Source organism: Kocuria tytonicola (genome assembly GCF_003687175.1).
GTDB classification, from domain to species: domain Bacteria; phylum Actinomycetota; class Actinomycetes; order Actinomycetales; family Micrococcaceae; genus Kocuria; species Kocuria tytonicola.
Genome location: NZ_RDEX01000001.1, coordinates 1,526,639 through 1,544,408 on the forward strand (window position 1 = coordinate 1,526,639; position 17,770 = coordinate 1,544,408).

Sequence of the window (17,770 nt, forward strand, 5' to 3'; positions counted from 1 at the left end):
GAGCCGCAGCTCCGGGAGGTCTCGACCCGGTTGACAAACATTCGAACAAAGATTCGAATATGAGCATGTGGTTCCCTCACCTTCACGTGGCCTCCGCCTTCAGTGCGCACTACGGGGTGGCCCGCCCCGACGAGCTCGCGCGGACCGCCGCGCAGCAGGGGGCGCAGATCCTCGCGTGCACGGACCGGGACGGGCTGTACGGCGCGGTCAAGCACGTGCTGGCGTGCCGGGAGCACGGCCTCGCCCCGGTGCTGGGCGTGGACCTCGCCCTGCTGCGGGAGCCCGGGGGGACCCCCGCCGGCGAGCGACGGCGTGCCGTGGCACCCCGGGTGGTCGGGCGGGTGGTGGTCCTGGCCACGGGCCACAACGGCGGGGCGGGGTACGCGGCGCTGTGCCGGCTCGTCTCGGCGACCCACCGCGGCCACGACCGCCGCGGCCCCCACCCCATCGGGCTCACGGCCGCGCAGCTCGCCCGTCACGTCCACCGCGCGGCCCGCGGCGGCACCCCGGGACTCGTGGTGCTCGTGGGCCCGGACTCGGACGTGGGCAGGCTGCTGGCCCGCCGCCACTACCGGGGTGCGCGGGAGGCCCTGAACCGCTGGCGCTCCCGGCTGCCGGCCCAGACCCTCGTGGTGGAGACCGTGCACCACCTGGCACCCCAGGGGGCACCCCTCGGCACGGGCCACGCCGTGCGCATGTACGAGATCGGGCGGGCCGCGGAGCTGCCCGTGGTGCTCAGCAACGCCGTGCGCTACGCCCACCCGGGCCAGGCCGTGACCGCGGACGTCCTCGACGCCGCACGCACCCTGATGTCCCTGGACGAGCTCGCGGGAGCGGACCGCGGGGTGCTACAGCCCAACGGCCAGGGGTGGCTCAAGGACGGGGACGCCATGACGCGGCTGGCGCGGGAGATCACGAGCGCGGCCGAGGTGCCGGGCACCGGGGCGGCAGGGCTGCTCGCGGACACCCACCACCTGGCGCAGCGCTGCGTCCTGGACCTGCGACAGGACCTCGGCGTGGACACCCCCGTGATCCCCGAGGCCTCCGTGCTCGGGCTGCGGGGGGACCCGGACCGCGAACTCGCGCAGCGCTGCTACGCCGGACTCGCCCGGCTGCACGGCGGGGAGGACTGGGACCGCACCGTCCCCGGCCTCAACCGGGAGTCCCTGCGGGGACGCCTGGAACGGGAACTGGCCGTGATCGCGCAGCTGGGCTTCGCGGGCTACTTCCTCACCGTGGGAGAGGTCTCCGAGCTCATGACCTCCCTGGGGGTGCGCCACGCCGCCCGCGGCTCCGGGGTCTCCTCCCTGGTGGTGCACCTGCTCGGGATCTCCCCGGCGGACCCGCTGGAATACGACCTCGTGTTCGAGCGCTTCCTCTCCCCGCTGCGCCCCAACCTCCCGGACATCGACATCGACATGGAGAGCGCCCGCCGCCACGACGTCTACCGCCGGATCTTCGCGCGCTTCGGGCCCCGGCGCGTGAGCCTCATGAGCATGCAGAACGCCTACCGCTCCCGCGGCGCCGTGCGGGACGCAGGGCTCGCGCTGGGTCTCGGCCCCCAGGACGTGGACCACGTGGCCGGGCAGCTGTGGCGGGTCCCGGGGGCCACGCTGCGCGAGGAGATCTCCCGCCGCCCCGAGCTCGCCCCCCTCGCGCAGCGGCTGCGGGACAACCGGCAGATGGACCTGCTCGTGGACCTCACCGAGCGCCTGGACCGGCTGCCCCGCCACATCTCCATGCACCCGTGCGGCGTGATCCTCTCCGACACCACCCTGCTGGACCGCACCCCGGTCCAGGCCAGCGGGATCGGGCTGCCCATGTCCCAGTACGACAAGCACGACATGGACCCCATGGGGCTCATCAAGCTCGACATCCTGGGGGTTCGCATGCAGTCCACCCTGGCGCACGCCGTCTCGGAGATCACCCGGCTGCACCCCCACGAACCGCCCCCGGACCTCGACGCCATGCCCCGGGACGACCCCGACACCTTCCGCCTCATCAGCTCCACCCACACCCTCGGCTGCTTCCAGATCGAGTCCCCCGGCCAGCGCGAGCTCATCGGCACCATGGGGCCCGAGGAATTCAACGACCTCGTGGTGGACATCTCCCTGTTCCGCCCCGGCCCCATGCAGGCCAACATGGTCCGCCCCTACCTGGACGCCCGCCACGGCTGGTCCACCCCCGTGTACTCCCACCCGGACCTCCAGGAGATCCTCGCCGAGACCCGCGGCGTGGCCGTCTACCACGAGCAGATCATGCGCATCATGGACCGCATGACCGGCTGCGGACTCGGACAGGCGGACGTCTGGCGGCGGCTGCTCGGATCCCCCGGGGAGGAACCCGTGGAGACCGCGTTCCGGGACGGCGCCCGCGCTCGCGGCTTCTCCCCGGACGTGGTGGACAGCGTGTGGCAGACCCTCCACGCCTTCGGCAGCTTCGGCTTCTGCAAGGCCCACGGCGTGGCCTTCGCGGTGCCTACCTACCAGTCCGCGTGGCTGAAGACGCACCACCCGGAAGCCTTCATGGCCGGGGTGTGGGAGCACGACCCCGGGATGTACCCCGCGCGGCTGCTCGTGGGGGAAGCCCGGCGCATGGGGATCCCCGTGCTCGGCCCGGACGTCAACCGCAGCGGCGAGCACCACCGGGTGGAGGCCGTCACCCCCCGCCCCGGAACGGTGGTGTCCGGGGACCTGGACGCCGGGATCCCCCACACCCAGGACGGCGCCTGGGGGATCCGCATGTCCCTCGCCACCATCACCGGCATCAGCGCCGCGGAGGTCGAGCGGCTCCTCGCCGGGCAGCCCTACGCCACGCTCGCCGAGGTCCGGGTGCGGGCCCGGCCCTCCCGGCGCTCCCTGCAGCGCCTCGCCACGGCCGGGGCCCTGGACGGGCTGCTGCGCGGGGCCGGGGCCCGCGCCTCCCGCACGGACGTGGTCCGCTTCCTCACCGAGCGGGCGGAGCAGCCCGCGAGCGGACGGGGCGGCCGTGCGCAGCCGGGGGAGGGCCAGCTCGCGCTGCCCCTGGGGGACGTGGACCTGACCTCCGTGCCCGCGCGGCTCCCCGAGCCGACCTCCCAGGAACGGGTCCGAGCGGAGATGGAGACCATGAACATCGAGGTCAGCGCCCACCTCATGGACTCCCACTCCGAGCTCGTGCGTGCCTACCGGGCCACCCGCGCGGAGGACCTGCTGGGGCTGCGCAGCGGCAGCGAGGTGGTGGTGGCCGGTGTCCGGGTCTCCACCATGACACCGCCCATGCGCAGCGGCCGGCGCGTGGTCTTCATCTCCCTGGACGACGGCTCGGGAGCCGTGGACTGCACGTTCTTCGACGAGGCCCAGGAGGCCTCGGGAGAGGTGCTCTTCGCTCCCACGCTGCTGCTGGTCCACGGCCACACCCGCCGCACCGGTCCGCGCGGGATCGGCATCCAGGCCGCCCGGGCGTGGGACCTCTCCCGCCCGGAGACCCTCCCGGACCCGCGCACCCTGCTGGGCTCCCGGCCCTCGCCGTCCCGAGCGCCCGGCCGGCGGGGTTCCGAGACCGGGTCCTCTCCCGCGGGGCGCACGTGCTCCCGCGCGGGGAGCCGTGGTGCGCCCCGCGCGGAGGCGGGCCACGGCGCCGCGGCCCGCGAGGGGGCGGGGTCCCGATGACACGGGAAGAGGGACACGGGGAGGGGATCTGCACGCGTGCGAGCCTGTGGAACACTGGGAGCCATGGCGAAGAACAGCGGCGGAGGGGATCTGCTGCCGTCCGTGGACCAGGTCACGGAAGAGGCAATCAACATCGGCTACCGCTTCGACCAGAAGCTGCAGCGCTGGCGCCAGGGCCGTGCCCTGCAGCGGGGGGACATCCCCACCATGCTCGCCTTCGACGGCTACGGCAGCCCGCGCTACGTCCGGGCCCTGGGGCGCGTCCTGCTCAAGACCCGCACCTACGTGGCGGACACCGACGACGCCGCGGAGTCCATCCGCGGGTGGCGCTCCTTCTCCTCCGTGCCCTACGCCTTCGCCCAGGTGAACGTGTGGCTCGGGGACCACGAGTTCCACTTCGTGGCGGACAAGGGCGGTGTGATCGACGTGGACCTCAACGTGTCCATGGCGCCGGGCATCCACACCATCTACATGCAGGCCGAGGGGTCAGAGGTCACGGAGGCCACGGTCACCGTGGTCTCGGACCAGCAGCACCTGGGTGTGGTGTGCGACGTGGACGACACCGTGATGGTCACCGCCCTGCCACGCCCCATGCTGGCCGCCTGGAACTCCTTCGTGGCCAACGAGCACGCCCGCATCCCCACCCCGGGAATGTCCACCATGATGGACCGGCTGCGGCGCAGGCATCCGCACGCGCCGTTCCTCTACCTGTCCACCGGCGCCTGGAACGTGGCACCCACCCTGCGCCGCTTCCTCACCCGCAACGCCTATCCTGCCGGTGCGCTCCTGCTGACCGACTGGGGGCCCACCACCGAGCGCTGGTTCCGCTCCGGCTCCCAGCACAAGGTGCAGAACCTGCAACGGCTGGCCCGCAACTTCCCCCACGTGAGGTGGATCCTCATCGGGGACGACGGCCAGCACGACCCGCAGATCTACGCGGGTTTCGCCGAGCGCTACCCGGACTCCGTGGCCGCCATCGTGATCCGCAACCTCTCTCCCACCGAGGCGGTGCTGGCCGCGGGCACCCGCGGGTCCGACGGGCACCGGGTCGCGGTTCCCGAGGGGGTGCTGTGGATCGAGGCCAACGACGGCGCCTCGATCTCGGACCAGCTCCGGGACGCCGGCCTGCTCTGAGCCCTCGTCCCGTCACGGCCGGGGACGGGGGAGGGCCACGCCCGAAAAAGATTTCGGGTGACGTGGGGAACTCCTCTTATCCACACCACCGTGCCCTGAACCGCGGAAGCACGCGGGGTTGCCCCGCACGGTCCTGTGGACAACAGGGGGAAAACACGCCCACCCCTGTGGAACACGCAACCACATCATGTTGGGTGCCCTGTGCTCCTGCGCCACTAGATGTAGTATTGACGCAGTTGTTCAATCACCTGGCGCACCACCCGGACCGTGACCCCCTGGGCCCCGGAGGCGTCGGAGAATCGGTACTTCCCGCAAGGAGAATGGGCTATGTCAGTCACCGTGTATTCCAAGCCGTCGTGCGTCCAGTGCAACGCCACCTACCGCGCCCTCACCAAGAAGGGCATCGACTACACAGTGGTGGACGTCACCGAGGACACCACCGCGTACGACCACGTGGTGGGCCTGGGCTACCAGCAGGTGCCCGTGGTGGAGACCACCACCGAGCACTGGTCCGGCTTCCGCCCGGACAAGATCAACTCCCTGGCGCTGCTGCTCTCCGCCTGAGGCAGTTCCCCGCGGACTCCACGGTCCGTCCCCGGGCGGGCAGCTCCCCCGGCGCGCCGCGCAGTCCACGGCCGAGAACCGGTCGGCACCGGCGCACCAGGCGTCCACCGGCCACAGCACCACCTGTCCGGCCCGGCAGGCGCACCACACCGCGGACATGCGCCACACCGCACGATCCACCACGAGTCGAAGTGAGCCGGTATGAGCGCCATCAGCTCGGTTCTCGCCCAGGCGAAGGAGCGGGAACTCCATCGCGCACCCGTCGTCGCGGGGGAGGATGCACCCCTGGTGGTGTACTTCTCCTCCGTCACGCGCAACACGGACCGTTTCATCGCCAAGCTGCCGGTGAGATCCGTCCGGTTGCCCCTCCGCACCACCGACCCCGTTCCCCGCATCACCGAGCCGTACGTCCTGGCCGTGCCCAGCTACGGACGGCCCGGGGGAGCGGGGTCAGTCCCCCCTCAAGTCGTCAAGTTCCTGAACGACCCCTCGTCGCGGCAGCACCTGCTCGGTGTGATCGGCGCTGGCAACACCAACTTCGGCCCCCTGTTCTGCGTGGCGGCGGAGAAGGTGGCCGTCAAGTGCCAGGTGCCCCTGCTCTACAAGTTCGAGCTGATGGGCACGGACGAGGACGTCGAGAAAGTCACCCAAGGATTGGAAGAGTTTTGGCAAGCATCCATGCAACCCCGGGCGTGAGCATCGAGCCCGGTCACGAAGATCCCACGTGCCCCGAGAAGTACCGGGGCCTCGGCTACCACGAGCTCAACGCGCTGCTGAACCTCTACGACGCCGAGGGCAGGATCCAGTTCGAGGCGGACCAGCAGGCGGCCCGCCAGTACTTCCTCCAGCACGTGAACAAGAACACCGTGTTCTTCCACGACCTGGAGGAGAAGCTCAAGTACCTGGTGGACCACCAGTACTACGAGGCCGAGGTGCTGGAGAAGTACAGCTTCGAGTTCGTCAAGAAGCTCTCCAAGCAGGCCTACGGCTACAAGTTCCGCTTCCAGACGTTCCTGGGCGCGTTCAAGTTCTACACGTCCTACACGCTGAAGACCTTCGACGGCCAGCGATACCTGGAGCGCTTCGAGGACCGCGTGGTCATGGTCTCCCTGTACCTCGCGGACGGGGACGAGGCCCTGGCCGAGCGCCTCGTGGCGGAGATCATCTCCGGCCGGTTCCAGCCGGCCACGCCCACGTTCCTCAACGCCGGCAAGAAGCAGCGCGGCGAGCTCGTCTCGTGCTTCCTGGTGCGCTTCGAGGACAACATGGAGTCGATCGGGCGCAACATCAACTCCGCGCTGCAGCTGTCCAAGCGCGGCGGCGGTGTGGCGTTCGCGCTCACCAACCTGCGCGAGTCCGGCGCTCCCATCAAGATGATCGAGAACCAGTCCTCGGGCGTGATCCCCGTGATGAAGCTGCTGGAGGACTCCTTCTCCTACGCGAACCAGCTGGGTGCCCGTCAGGGGGCCGGGGCCGTGTACCTGCACGCGCACCACCCGGACATCCTCAACTTCCTGGACACCAAGCGCGAGAACGCGGACGAGAAGATCCGCATCAAGACCCTCTCCCTGGGTGTGGTCATCCCGGACATCACGTTCGAGCTGGCCAAGAAGAACCAGGACATGTACCTGTTCTCCCCGTACGACGTGGAGCGCATCTACGGCATGCCCTTCGCGGACGTGAACGTGAGCGAGAAGTACCACGAGATGGTGGACGACTCCCGGATCGCGAAGACCAAGATCAACGCCCGTGAGTTCTTCCAGACCGTTGCGGAGGTGCAGTTCGAGTCCGGCTACCCGTACATCATGTTCGAGGACACGGTGAACCGGGCGAACCCCATCGACGGCAAGATCATCATGTCCAACCTGTGCTCCGAGATCCTCCAGGTCTCCGAGCCCTCCACGTACAACGAGGACCTGACCTACGCGGAGGTGGGCAAGGACATCTCGTGCAACCTGGGGTCCATGAACATCGCCATGGCCATGGAGTCCGAGGACTTCGGTGCGAGCATCGAGACCGCCATCCGCGGCCTGACCGCCGTCTCGGACATGTCCAACATCGACTCGGTGCCCTCCATCCGGCGCGGCAACCAGATGTCCCACGCCGTGGGCCTCGGGCAGATGAACCTGCACGGCTACCTCGCCAAGGAGCACATCTTCTACGGCTCGGAGGAGGGTGTGGACTTCACCGACATGTACTTCTACGCGGTGACCTACCACGCCATCCGCGCCTCCAACCGGATCGCGAAGGAGCGGGGGGAGTCCTTCGTGGGCTTCGAGAACTCGGACTACGCGAACGGCACGTTCTTCGACAAGTACACGGACCGGGTCTGGGAGCCCGCCACCGCGCGGGTCCGGGAGCTGTTCGAGCGGGCGGGCATCGCCCTGCCCACGGTCGAGGACTGGCGCGAGCTGCGCGAGAAGGTCATGGCGGACGGGATGTACAACCAGAACCTGCAGGCCGTACCACCCACCGGCTCCATCTCGTACATCAACAACTCCACGTCCTCGATCCACCCGATCGCCTCGCGCATCGAGATCCGCAAGGAGGGCAAGCTGGGCCGCGTGTACTACCCGGCGCCGTTCATGGACAACGAGAACCTGGAATACTTCCAGGACGCGTACGAGATCGGCTACGAGAAGATCATCGACACGTACGCCGCGGCCACGCAGCACGTGGACCAGGGGCTCTCGCTCACACTGTTCTTCAAGGACACCGCCACCACGCGGGACATCAACCGCGCTCAGATCTACGCGTGGCGCAAGGGCATCAAGACCATGTACTACTCGCGCATCCGCCAGCTCGCCCTGGAGGGCACCGAGGTGGAGGGCTGCGTGTCCTGCATGCTGTGACGCGCCGTCGTCGTCCCTGAGCACAGGGGCACGACGACGCCGCGCGCCACACCGCGGGCACCTCGCCTTCGCATCGGCCCGGTCCGCTTCCTGCGCCCCCGGTGACCGTGCTCGGTGCTTGCGCCCGGTGCCTGCCCGGCCTGGCCGTCTCTGCCCCGTTCGACCCCTGGTCGGGCGGGGCAGATGTCGTCCGGAGCACCGTCGAGCACGTCCACAACCGGCAGCCGGCTGCCACGCCCGGCCTGCGCCCCCATCATCAGGAGAACCTCCATGACCCAGGACCACAGCACCCCTGAGAACGCCCCGCGCTGGTTCGCCGCGCAGCAGATCCTCGACGCGGTGAGCCCCCGGCGGGCCAGGAAGCTCCTCGAGGAGACCCTGGTGGGTGGCTTCCACCCCGGGGAGGACCCCGCCCGGGGCAACGTGACCGCCGGCCAGGGGCACATGCTGCTCATGCCGTCCGTGCTGGGAGCGTGGAGCGGGATCAAGGTTGCCACGGTCTCACCGGGGAACCCGGAACGTGGTCTGCCGCGCATCCAGGCCACCTACCTGCTCATGGACACACCCACGCTGAGCGTGCAGGCCGTCATGGAGGGCAACGCGCTCACCACGCTGCGCACGCCGGCCGTCTCCGCCCTCGCGGCGGACCACCTCGCGGCCCCGGATGCGCAGACGCTCATGGTGTTCGGCACCGGCCCGCAGGCGCTGTCCCACATCGAGGCGTTCGCGGACGTCCGGGACTTCTCGGAGGTGGTGGTGTGCGGTCGCAGCACCGAGAAGGTCGCGGCCGCGGTGGGGCACGCGCAACGGCTCGGACTGGCCGCGCGCGCCGGGACGGCGGAGGACGTCCGGGACGCGGACGTCGTCGTGTGCGCCACCTCCGCCGCGGAGCCCCTGTTCGACGGTGCGCTGGTCCGGGACGCGGCGTGCGTCGTCGCCATGGGATCCCACGAGCCGGACGCCCGGGAACTGGACGCCGCGCTGATGGGCCGGGCGCAGGTGGTCGTGGAGGACCGCGGCACGGCGCTGCGCGAGGCCGGGGACGTCGTGCAGGCCGTGGCGGAGGGCGCGCTCACCGAGGAGGACCTCGTGCCCCTCGCGGACGTGGTCACCGGCGCGGCCGCCGTGGACCGCTCCCGGCCCCGTGTGTTCAAGTGCGTGGGCATGAGCTGGCAGGACCTCGCCGTCGCCGTGGGCGTGGTGGACGGCGCCGAGGCCTGATCGTCCTGCCCCTGGGGGCGCGACGGTGTCTGCTCCGCCCCGCGCGGGGGCAGGCGGGGGAGAAGGACATGAGAAAAGGCCCCGGAACGTGAGTTCCGGGGCCTTGATCTGGTGCGCGATACTGGGATCGAACCAGTGACCTCTTCCGTGTCAGGGAAGCGCGCTACCGCTGCGCCAATCGCGCTCAATGTTCACGTATTGAACGGGTGGTTGCACCGAGGTGGAGACGGGATTCGAACCCGCGTTGACGGCTTTGCAGGCCGCTGCCTAACCACTCGGCCACCCCACCGGGGACCAGATCCTTGGAGGACAGGGTCTCAGATCTCGACCACGAGGTCGATAACTGCGAGCGGACGACGGGAGTCGAACCCGCGACCCTCACCATGGCAAGGTGATGCTCTACCAGCTGAGCTACGTCCGCATTGTCGGTCGATCGGAAACCTGTTTCATTCTCCGTTCTTCCGAGCGGAAACTTTATCACAGGTCTTCGCGCTACCCGCCGTTCCGGCACCCGAACCGTTTCCGGTGCGGAGGCCGTCCCCTGCGGGGCGTTGCCAACGAGGAAGAACATTACCCATGCCCCCGGGTCCGGGCAAATCGGGCCGCCATGAGGAGTGGTGCGAGGGGTGCGGGAACAGGCCGTGGCGGCTCCGACGGGCCCGGTGGCACATCCGGGCCGGGCCGATTTGCCGTTGCCGCGGGATGTGTTCTAGAGTTTTCAACGTTGCAAGCGCGATTGGCGCAGCGGTAGCGCGCTTCGTTCACACCGAAGAGGTCACTGGTTCGATCCCAGTATCGCGCACGGACGAACGAAGAACCCGGTCCCGGAAGGGGCCGGGTTTTTTCGTGCCCGCCCACGGAGCGGAAGGCTTCTGCGTGTCGGGGGCCCTTCCTACGCTGGGCCCATGACGCAACCCCGACTCGCACAGCAGACGCCCACCGGCCGCATGTACGCGCGCCGTGAGGGCGGGGACCTCGAGGTTCCGTCCATCACCACGATCATCGGCTGCGAGGCCAACGACCTCGGCGGCTGGTACGGGTACAGCGCAGCCCAGGCGCTGGCGAACGACCCCCAGCTGCCGGACGCGCTGCGGGACTCGCGGCGGCGTCGTTCCCTGGTCAACCACGCGGCCAAGGCCGCCGAGCGGCACCGCGACCAGGCGGCGCAGCGCGGGGACCGCGTCCACGACTACTGCGAGCAGCTTGCGCTGCGTGCCATGGGGGCGGCCCACGAGGTGGAGCGCGCCCGCGCCGATCTCACGGAGCACCACGAGGCACGCTTCGCGGACAGCGCGGACCAGTGGTGGGAGCTCTACCGGCCGGAGCCGCTGGCGGCGGAGATCACGGTGTGGAACTCCACCGTGGGCTACGCCGGCACCCTGGACCTCGTGGCGCGGATCGGCGGCAAGGTCTGCCTCATCGACTACAAGACGAAGGGCACGGACCGCTCCGGGCGGGTGAAGTCCCCGGACCCCAAGGTGGTCACCCAGCTGGTCGCGGGTCTCAAGGCGGAGGAGTCGCTCGTGGACGCCGCAGCGGGGCAGTGGGAGCCGTGGCGCTACGGGGACGCGGACGTGCTCATGGCCGTGGCGATCGGGGAGACGGAGGCGCTCACGGTCCAGGCCGTGTCCGAGCACCTGCCTGCCCACTGGTACAAGTTCTGCGCCCTGGCCAAGGTGTGGGCCCGGTCGGCGCAGCTGGAGTCCGCGGGGCCGCAGCTGCGCAGCATTGCCCCGCCGCCGCTCGAGGGCAGCCCCACGGGGCGCCTGGTGCCGGACTCCACTGTCACACTGCCGGTGGCCGGGCCCGCCGTAGACTGAGGACGATGCCGTCCCGGCCCACGAACCCACACGAGGAGAGCACCGCACGGTGAGTATTCTGCGCATCCGCACCATCGGGGACCCGGTCCTGCGGACCCCCGCCCAGGAGGTCACGGAGTTCGACGACTCCCTGCGAACCCTGGTGCGGGACATGTTCGAGACCATGTACGCCGTGGGAGGCGTCGGACTGGCCGCACCCCAGGTGGGGGTGGGTCTGCAGATCTTCACGTGGGGTGTCCACGGGGACGAGGGCCACGTGGTCAATCCCCGTCTGAGCGTGGGGGACGAACCCCAGGAGGGCGGCGAAGGCTGCCTCTCCGTCCCGGGCCTGTCCCACGAGACCCCGCGCAGGCACCGGGCGGTGCTCACCGGCGTGGACTCCCACGGCCGCCCCGTGCAACGGGAGGCCACGGGGCTGCTGGCCCGCTGCTTCCAGCACGAGACCGACCACCTGCACGGCATGCTCTACGTGGACCGTCTGGTGGGTGACGAGCGCAAGGACGCCCTGCGCAGGCTGCGCAGCCCCGAGTTTCGCGAGGCCGCGGCCAGGACGGAGAAGGAGCGGGACGAGCAGCGGCTCGCGGCGTCGTCGCACGGCGCCGGCACCCAGGGGCCGTCGGCCCCGGCCGCCCGTGGTGCACGAGGCCCGGTCCGCACGGGGGATTCCCCGGCGGCGGCCGGTTCCGCCTTCACCCGCCCCGCCGACGACGCCGCGTCCCGTCCCGTGCGCGCAGCAGGCTCCGCCTTCACCCGGGGAGGGGCACGATGACGCACGAACGACTGAAAATCGTCTACGCGGGCACGCCGGAGACGGCTGTGCCCCCGCTCGAGGCCCTGCACTCGGATCCGCGCTTCGAGATCGCCGCCGTGCTGACCCGCGAGGACGCCCCCGTGGGGCGCAAGAAAGTGCTCACGCCCTCCGCCGTGGCGCGCCGCGCGGAGGAGTTCGGCCTGTCCGTGCTGCGGGCCAACCGTGTCACGGAGGACGTCCGGGCCGCGCTGCGTGGGACCGGTGCCCGCATCGGGGCGGTGGTGGCCTACGGCGCCCTGCTCCCGCGGCCGGCGCTGGAGGTCTTCGAGCACGGCTGGATCAACCTGCACTTCTCGCTGCTTCCGCAGTGGCGCGGGGCCGCGCCGGTGCAGCGCGCCCTGATGGCCGGCGACTCCGTGCTGGGAGCCACCACGTTCGTTCTGGACGAGGGCATGGACACCGGCCCCGTGGTGGGCACCCTCACGGACGAGGTGCGCCCGGAGGACACCGCGGGCACCGTCCTGGACCGGCTCGCGCACGAGGGCTCGCCGTTGCTCGCGGAGTCGCTGCTGGGCGTGGCCACCGGACAGGTGCAGCCCGTCCCGCAGCGGGGGGAGGCCACCGCCGCCCCCAAGCTCACGGGCGCGGAGGCTCGCATCACCTGGACGCACCCGGCCGTGGCCGTGGCGCACCACGTGCGCGGGGTGACCCCCGAACCGGGTGCCTGGACGGAGTACGAGGGGCAGCGCATCAAGGTCGAGAGCGTGGTCCCCGCCCCCGGAGTGACCGGACTGGCCGCCGGCCACGTGGAGATCCGCGGCAAGCAGGTCTTCGCGGGCACCGGCTCGTACGCCGTGGAGCTCACGCGCGTGCAGCCGGGCGGGAAGAAACCCATGGCGGCCCTGGACTGGGCCCGTGGACAGCAGCACAGGGAGCAGGTGGCCTTCGCATGAGCCGGGAGTACGACGACCGTGGAGCAGCATCCGGTGACGACCGACGGGGCCGACCGCAGGGCCGGCAGCAGCGCGGCCCCGGAGGCGGTGAACGGCGCGGCGGCAGCGTGAGCGGCCGCGGCGGGGACCGGGACCGGGGCCGCTCGCAGGACAGCTCCCGCCGCAACGCCCGGGGGCACGAGCGCAACCGCCGGGCCCAGCACGAGCGGTCGTACTCGGCGCAGGCGCCGGGCCAGCGGCGTCGACGTTCGGACCCGGCGCGGCTCGCGGCCTTCGAGGCCCTGCGCGCGGTGAACTCCGAGGACGCCTACGGCAACCTCGTGCTCCCGTCCCTGGCGCGCGAGCACCGTCTGGACCGGCGCGACGCCGCGTTCGCCACGGAGCTCGCCTACGGCACCATGCGCTGGAGCGGCACGTGGGACGCCGTGCTCCAGACGTGCGTGGACCGCCCCCTCGACCAGCTGGACCCCGCGGTGGTGGACGCCCTGCGGCTGGGAACCCACCAGCTGCTGGCCATGCGCGTGCCGGACCACGCCGCGCTGGACGCCACCGTGGGCCTGGTCCGCGGGGAGATCGGCCAGGGACCGGCGGGACTCGTCAACGCGGTGCTGCGCAAGGTGGCGCGGCGCACCCAGGAGGAGTGGCTGGAGGACCTCGCCTCGCAGCAGCCGGACGAGTGGCGCGCCATGAGCGTCCGCCGTGCCCACCCCGTGTGGGAGATCCGGGCCATGCGGCGTGCCCTGCGTGCGAACGGACGCGATCCGGAGGAGATCACCGCCCTGCTGGACGCGGACAACGCCGCCCCGGACGTGCACCTCGTGGCGCTGCCGGGTCTGGGGTCCCTCGACCCCGTGCTGGAGGCCGGTGCCCACCCGGGGGAGTTCGTGGCGGACAGCGCCGTGAGCGGCGGCGGAGACGTCCACCGCATCCCGGGCACACGGGAGGGCGTGGTGCGTGTGCAGGACGCGGGATCGCAGCTCGTGGCCCGAGTGCTCGCCCAGGCGGCGGTTGCCGAGGACGCCGGCCGGTGGGCGGACCTGTGCGCGGGCCCGGGCGGCAAGGCCGCTCTCCTCGCGGCGCTCGCCCACGAGCGGGGCGCCACGCTGCTGGCCAACGAGGTCAGCGAGCACCGCAGCGAGCTCGTGCGCCAGTCCCTGGCCCCCGTTCCGCGCGAGGCGTGGCGTGTGCGCACGGGAGACGCCCGGGAGGTCCCTGGCGAGCACGCGGGCACCTTCGACCGGGTCCTCGTGGACGTCCCCTGCACCGGCCTGGGGGCCCTGCGACGGCGCCCCGAGGCGCGGTGGCGGCGCACGCCGTCGGACGTCGCGAACCTCGCGGACGTGCAGCGGGAGCTGCTGGACGCGGCGCTGGAGGCCACCCGCCCCGGCGGCGTGGTGGTCTACGCGACGTGCTCGCCGCACACCGCCGAGACCCACGACGTGCTGCAGGACGTCCGGGACCGGCGCGCGGACGTGGAGGTCCTGGACACCGCGGCCCTCGCGGAGCAGGCCGCCCTGCCCGGCGCGTTCCACGGCACCCGTGCCGCCGGGCTGGAGCTGCCCGGCGGTGGGAGCAGCGTGCAGCTGTGGCCGCACGTGCACGGCACGGACGCCATGTACATGGTGGCGCTGCGTCGGCGCGGCTGAGCACCTCCTGCCGCGCAGGCCGGCTCGCGGCCACCCGACCCCACCCCCGACCGAGACACCACACCTGGAGGACCCCCATGACCCGCTGCGACATCCACCCGTCCATCCTCTCCGCGGACTTCGCCCGCCTGGGGGAGGAGCTGCAGCGCATCGAGAACGCGGATGCCGCGCACGTGGACGTGATGGACAACCACTTCGTCCCGAACCTCACGCTGGGGTTGCCCGTGGTGGAGAGCCTGCAGCGGGCGAGCCCCATCCCCCTGGACCTGCACCTGATGATCGAGGACCCGGACCGCTGGGCCCCGGCGTACGCGGAGGCCGGGTGCGCGTCCGTGACGTTCCACGCGGAAGCGGCCATGGCTCCCGTGAAGCTCGCCCGGGAGCTGCGGGCCGCCGGTGCGAAGGCCGGGCTCGCCGTGCGTCCCGCCACTCCCATCGAGCCGTACCTGGACCTGCTGCCCGAGCTGGACATGCTGCTCGTGATGACCGTGGAGCCCGGGTTCGGCGGCCAGAAGTTCCTGGACGTGACCCTTCCCAAGCTGCGGCGTGCGGCGGCCGCGGTGAAGGCCCACGGCGGCACGGTGGCCCTGCAGGTGGACGGCGGGATCACCGAGGAGACGATCGTGCGCGCCGCCGAGGCCGGTGCGGACACCTTCGTGGCGGGTTCGGCGGTGTACGGCAAGGAGGACCCCGCCGCCGCCGTGGCGGCGCTGCGGGACACGGCCCGCGCGCACCAGGGCTGAGGCGAACCACCGCCCCCGCCAGCACCGCCCCCGCCGGCACCGGGCACAGTTCAGCACCGGGCTCCCACCCCGGCTCATGGGCGGTGCCGGAGCCGTGGCATACTGGGCTCCGCAACGTGTTCCGGGGTCGGTGCAATTCCGAACCGGCGGTGACAGTCCGCGAACCGGGAACCGCGTGGCCCTCGGGCCCTGCCGCACGGTGGGTGGAGTCCAGGGGGTGGCGGGGAGCTCGGCCGATCCGGTGGAAGTCCGGGACCGACAGTACAGTCTGGATGGTAGGCACACGTGCGCACCGCCCTCCCGCGGCGCACCCCTCAGAAGGGCCACCCTTCAGCACCGGTGCCACGCGGGGTCACATGGCGGTGTCGTCCGCCGCGCGGTCTGAACCGTGGGCGTGCTCCTGCTCCCCGGAACCACCGATCGTGGCGGGTGAGAGGAGATTCCGTGGACGTCCTGCGGTGGTTGTTCGACGCACAGATCCGTGTGGGTGACGGGTTCATCCTGTGGCGCGAGGTGCTCGGCAACGTCTTCGGCCTGCTGTCCGCCCTGGGCGGGATGCGCCGCAAGGTGTGGGCGTGGCCCGTGGGCATCGTGGGCAACGCGATCCTCCTCACCGTCTTCCTGGGCGCGGTCTTCGAGACCCCCAACCCCGTGAACCTGCTCGGCCAGGCCGGGCGGCAGATCATGTTCATCGCGGTCTCCGTGTACGGCTGGGTGCAGTGGCGCCGTTCTCGCGGTGCGCAGCAGGAAGCCGTGACGCCGCACTGGGCCGGTGGCAGGCAGCGCATCCTCCTGGTCGTCGCGATGCTCGCGGGCACCGCCGTGCTCACCCCCGTCTTCCGCGCCCTGGGTTCCTACGAACCGGTGTGGGCGGACGCCTGGATCTTCATGGGCTCGCTGCTGGCCACCCTGGGCATGGCCAGGGGCTGGGTCGAGTTCTGGCTGTTCTGGGTGGCGGTGGACCTCGTGGGTGTGCCGCTGCTGTTCTCCGCCGGGTACTACGCCTCCGGTCTCATGTACGTCTTCTACGGCGCCTTCACCCTCGCCGGCTTCTTCGTCTGGTGGCGCGTGAACACGCGTCAGCGCCGCGCCGCGACGATCGGCACGGGCTTCCCGGACCTGCACCTGTCCGTGGGTGACGAGCGCCCATGACGCCCCCGTCCCACGACGCCGCGGTGGAACCCGAGCCCACGTTCACCTCCGCCGAGCACACCGCCATGCGCTCCGCCCTGCGGGCCGCAGCACGGGGAGTGCGCGGGGCCAATCCCGTGGTGGGTGCGGCGGTCCTGAGCGCCTCCGGCGAGGTCCTGCACGTGGGCCACCACCGCGGTGCCGGAACGCCCCACGCCGAGGTCGACGCCCTGCGGGCCGCCCGTGAGGCGGGGACGGACCTGCGGGACACCACCCTGGTCGTGACGCTGGAGCCGTGCCACCACACGGGCCGCACGGGGCCGTGCTCCGGGGCGATCCTGGAGGCCGGGGTGCCTCGGGTCGTCTACGCGGTGGGGGACGGCACGGACACCGCCCGCGGGGGAGCAGCCGCTCTCATGGAGCGCGGTGTGGACGTCCGGGCGGGTCTGCTGGCCGAGGACGCCCGGGATCTCAACGCGCGCTGGTTCCGCGCCCAGGAGCAGCAGCGCCCCTTCGTGACGCTCAAGATCGCCCAGAGCCTGGACGGCCGGGTGGCCGCGGCGGACGGCACGAGCCGGTGGATCACGGGGGAGGCCGCCCGGGGGGAGGGCCACGCCCTGCGCTCCCGGGTGGACGCGATCCTCGTGGGCGGCGGCACCCTGCGCTCCGACGACCCCTCCCTCACGGCCCGTGACGCCACCGGTGGCCCGTTGACCCGGCAGCCGCTGCGCGCGGTGATGACCACGCGGCCGGTCCCCGCGGATGCCAGGGTGCGCCGCGGCGTCGTCAGGGCGGAGGAGCACGACGGGCGGTTCGTGCACCTGGACACCCACGACCCCCACGAGGCACTGGCCCGGCTGCGCGGCCTCGGCGTCTCGCACGTGCTGGTGGAGGGCGGGCCCACGGTCGCGGCCGCGTTCCTGTCGTGCGATCTGGTGGACGAGCTGTGGCTGCACCAGGCGCCCGTGCTGCTTGGTGCGGGAGCGCCCTCGGTGGGCGACCTCGGCATCGGGACGATCACGGCGGCGTCGCGGTGGCGCGGGGACCCCGTGGGAGTTCCGGACGACCGGGCGGTGGCCCCCGTGGGCGAGGACCTGCGCTGGCACCTGCGCCCCGCTCGGGGCACCCCGGACGCGGACTCCCTGGACGCGGGCGCCTCCCGGCCGGGAGCACCCGCCACCCCGCAGCGCCACCCGGCATCCCGCACGCCGGCAGGCCCCGCGCCCACCCCGGGGAGCGGCCCTGCCGATGCCCGCGGAACCGCCACGAACTCACCGGACGACACGTCGTCCGCACCCTGACCCG

13 protein-coding genes, 4 tRNA genes and 1 riboswitch are annotated in these 17,770 nt (G+C 71.8%); of the genes, 14 read left to right on the plus strand and 3 right to left on the minus strand.

All coding sequences use genetic code 11. The features are described from left to right. Positions 1-65 precede the first annotated feature (65 nt). The 6 genes from EAE32_RS06950 (at position 66) to EAE32_RS06975 (ending at position 9,421) form a co-directional block, all read left to right on the plus strand. Positions 66-3,650 carry a DNA polymerase III subunit alpha gene (locus tag EAE32_RS06950; protein WP_121864830.1) on the plus strand — a complete coding sequence of 1,195 codons (3,585 nt, stop codon included), beginning with the start codon at positions 66-68 and terminating at the stop codon, positions 3,648-3,650. Between the two features lie 63 nt (positions 3,651-3,713). After that, complete coding sequence (locus EAE32_RS06955; RefSeq protein WP_121846331.1) at positions 3,714-4,784, plus strand: App1 family protein; 1,071 nt, start codon at positions 3,714-3,716, stop codon at positions 4,782-4,784. 327 nt (positions 4,785-5,111) lie between these two features. Beyond that, positions 5,112-5,348, plus strand: coding sequence for a glutaredoxin-like protein NrdH (nrdH, locus tag EAE32_RS06960; RefSeq protein WP_121846330.1), 237 nt, complete (start codon positions 5,112-5,114; stop codon positions 5,346-5,348). Between the two features lie 201 nt (positions 5,349-5,549). Continuing rightward, positions 5,550-6,044, plus strand: a complete 495-nt coding sequence (nrdI, locus tag EAE32_RS06965; RefSeq protein ID WP_240625174.1) for a class Ib ribonucleoside-diphosphate reductase assembly flavoprotein NrdI — start codon at positions 5,550-5,552, stop codon at positions 6,042-6,044. After that, positions 6,041-8,200 carry a class 1b ribonucleoside-diphosphate reductase subunit alpha gene (gene nrdE / locus EAE32_RS06970; RefSeq protein ID WP_121846329.1) on the plus strand — a complete coding sequence of 720 codons (2,160 nt, stop codon included), beginning with the start codon at positions 6,041-6,043 and terminating at the stop codon, positions 8,198-8,200. Before nrdI ends, nrdE begins: the two co-directional genes overlap by 4 nt. 270 nt (positions 8,201-8,470) lie before the next feature. After that, complete coding sequence (locus EAE32_RS06975) at positions 8,471-9,421, plus strand: ornithine cyclodeaminase family protein (protein WP_121864580.1); 951 nt, start codon at positions 8,471-8,473, stop codon at positions 9,419-9,421. Positions 9,422-9,530: 109 nt separating this feature from the next. Here EAE32_RS06975 and EAE32_RS06980 read toward each other — a convergent pair. The 3 genes from EAE32_RS06980 to EAE32_RS06990 all read right to left on the minus strand — a co-directional run bounded on the left by EAE32_RS06980 (position 9,531) and on the right by EAE32_RS06990 (position 9,842). Beyond that, a tRNA-Val gene (locus EAE32_RS06980) sits at positions 9,531-9,605 on the minus strand. Between the two features lie 34 nt (positions 9,606-9,639). Continuing rightward, positions 9,640-9,710: transfer RNA gene (locus EAE32_RS06985), tRNA-Cys, on the minus strand. A gap of 59 nt (positions 9,711-9,769) precedes the next feature. Next, positions 9,770-9,842 (minus strand) — tRNA-Gly (locus EAE32_RS06990). Between the two features lie 309 nt (positions 9,843-10,151). On the opposite strand from EAE32_RS06990, the gene EAE32_RS06995 reads away from it, so the two are divergent. The 8 genes from EAE32_RS06995 to ribD all read left to right on the plus strand — a co-directional run bounded on the left by EAE32_RS06995 (position 10,152) and on the right by ribD (position 17,766). Then, a tRNA-Val gene (locus EAE32_RS06995) sits at positions 10,152-10,223 on the plus strand. A gap of 103 nt (positions 10,224-10,326) precedes the next feature. After that, complete coding sequence (locus tag EAE32_RS07000; protein WP_121846327.1) at positions 10,327-11,241, plus strand: cytochrome; 915 nt, start codon at positions 10,327-10,329, stop codon at positions 11,239-11,241. A 49-nt stretch (positions 11,242-11,290) separates the two neighbouring features. Further along, positions 11,291-12,010, plus strand: coding sequence for a peptide deformylase (gene def / locus EAE32_RS07005; RefSeq protein ID WP_121864581.1), 720 nt, complete (start codon positions 11,291-11,293; stop codon positions 12,008-12,010). An 11-nt stretch (positions 12,011-12,021) separates the two neighbouring features. Further along, positions 12,022-12,945 (plus strand): methionyl-tRNA formyltransferase, encoded by a 924-nt coding sequence (locus EAE32_RS07010; RefSeq protein ID WP_121864831.1) that lies wholly within the window; start codon positions 12,022-12,024, stop codon positions 12,943-12,945. Next, complete coding sequence (locus EAE32_RS07015) at positions 12,942-14,591, plus strand: RsmB/NOP family class I SAM-dependent RNA methyltransferase (protein ID WP_121864582.1); 1,650 nt, start codon at positions 12,942-12,944, stop codon at positions 14,589-14,591. Before EAE32_RS07010 ends, EAE32_RS07015 begins: the two co-directional genes overlap by 4 nt. Positions 14,592-14,668: 77 nt before the next feature. Beyond that, a complete protein-coding gene (rpe, locus tag EAE32_RS07020) occupies positions 14,669-15,334 on the plus strand; it encodes a ribulose-phosphate 3-epimerase (protein WP_121864583.1) in 666 nt (221 codons plus the stop codon). A gap of 113 nt (positions 15,335-15,447) precedes the next feature. Continuing rightward, a riboswitch (FMN riboswitch) is annotated at positions 15,448-15,622 on the plus strand. A 156-nt stretch (positions 15,623-15,778) separates the two neighbouring features. Further along, positions 15,779-16,486, plus strand: coding sequence for a nicotinamide riboside transporter PnuC (gene pnuC / locus EAE32_RS07025; RefSeq protein ID WP_121846866.1), 708 nt, complete (start codon positions 15,779-15,781; stop codon positions 16,484-16,486). After that, positions 16,483-17,766, plus strand: coding sequence for a bifunctional diaminohydroxyphosphoribosylaminopyrimidine deaminase/5-amino-6-(5-phosphoribosylamino)uracil reductase RibD (gene ribD / locus EAE32_RS07030; RefSeq protein WP_243635614.1), 1,284 nt, complete (start codon positions 16,483-16,485; stop codon positions 17,764-17,766). Before pnuC ends, ribD begins: the two co-directional genes overlap by 4 nt. Positions 17,767-17,770 lie beyond the last annotated feature (4 nt).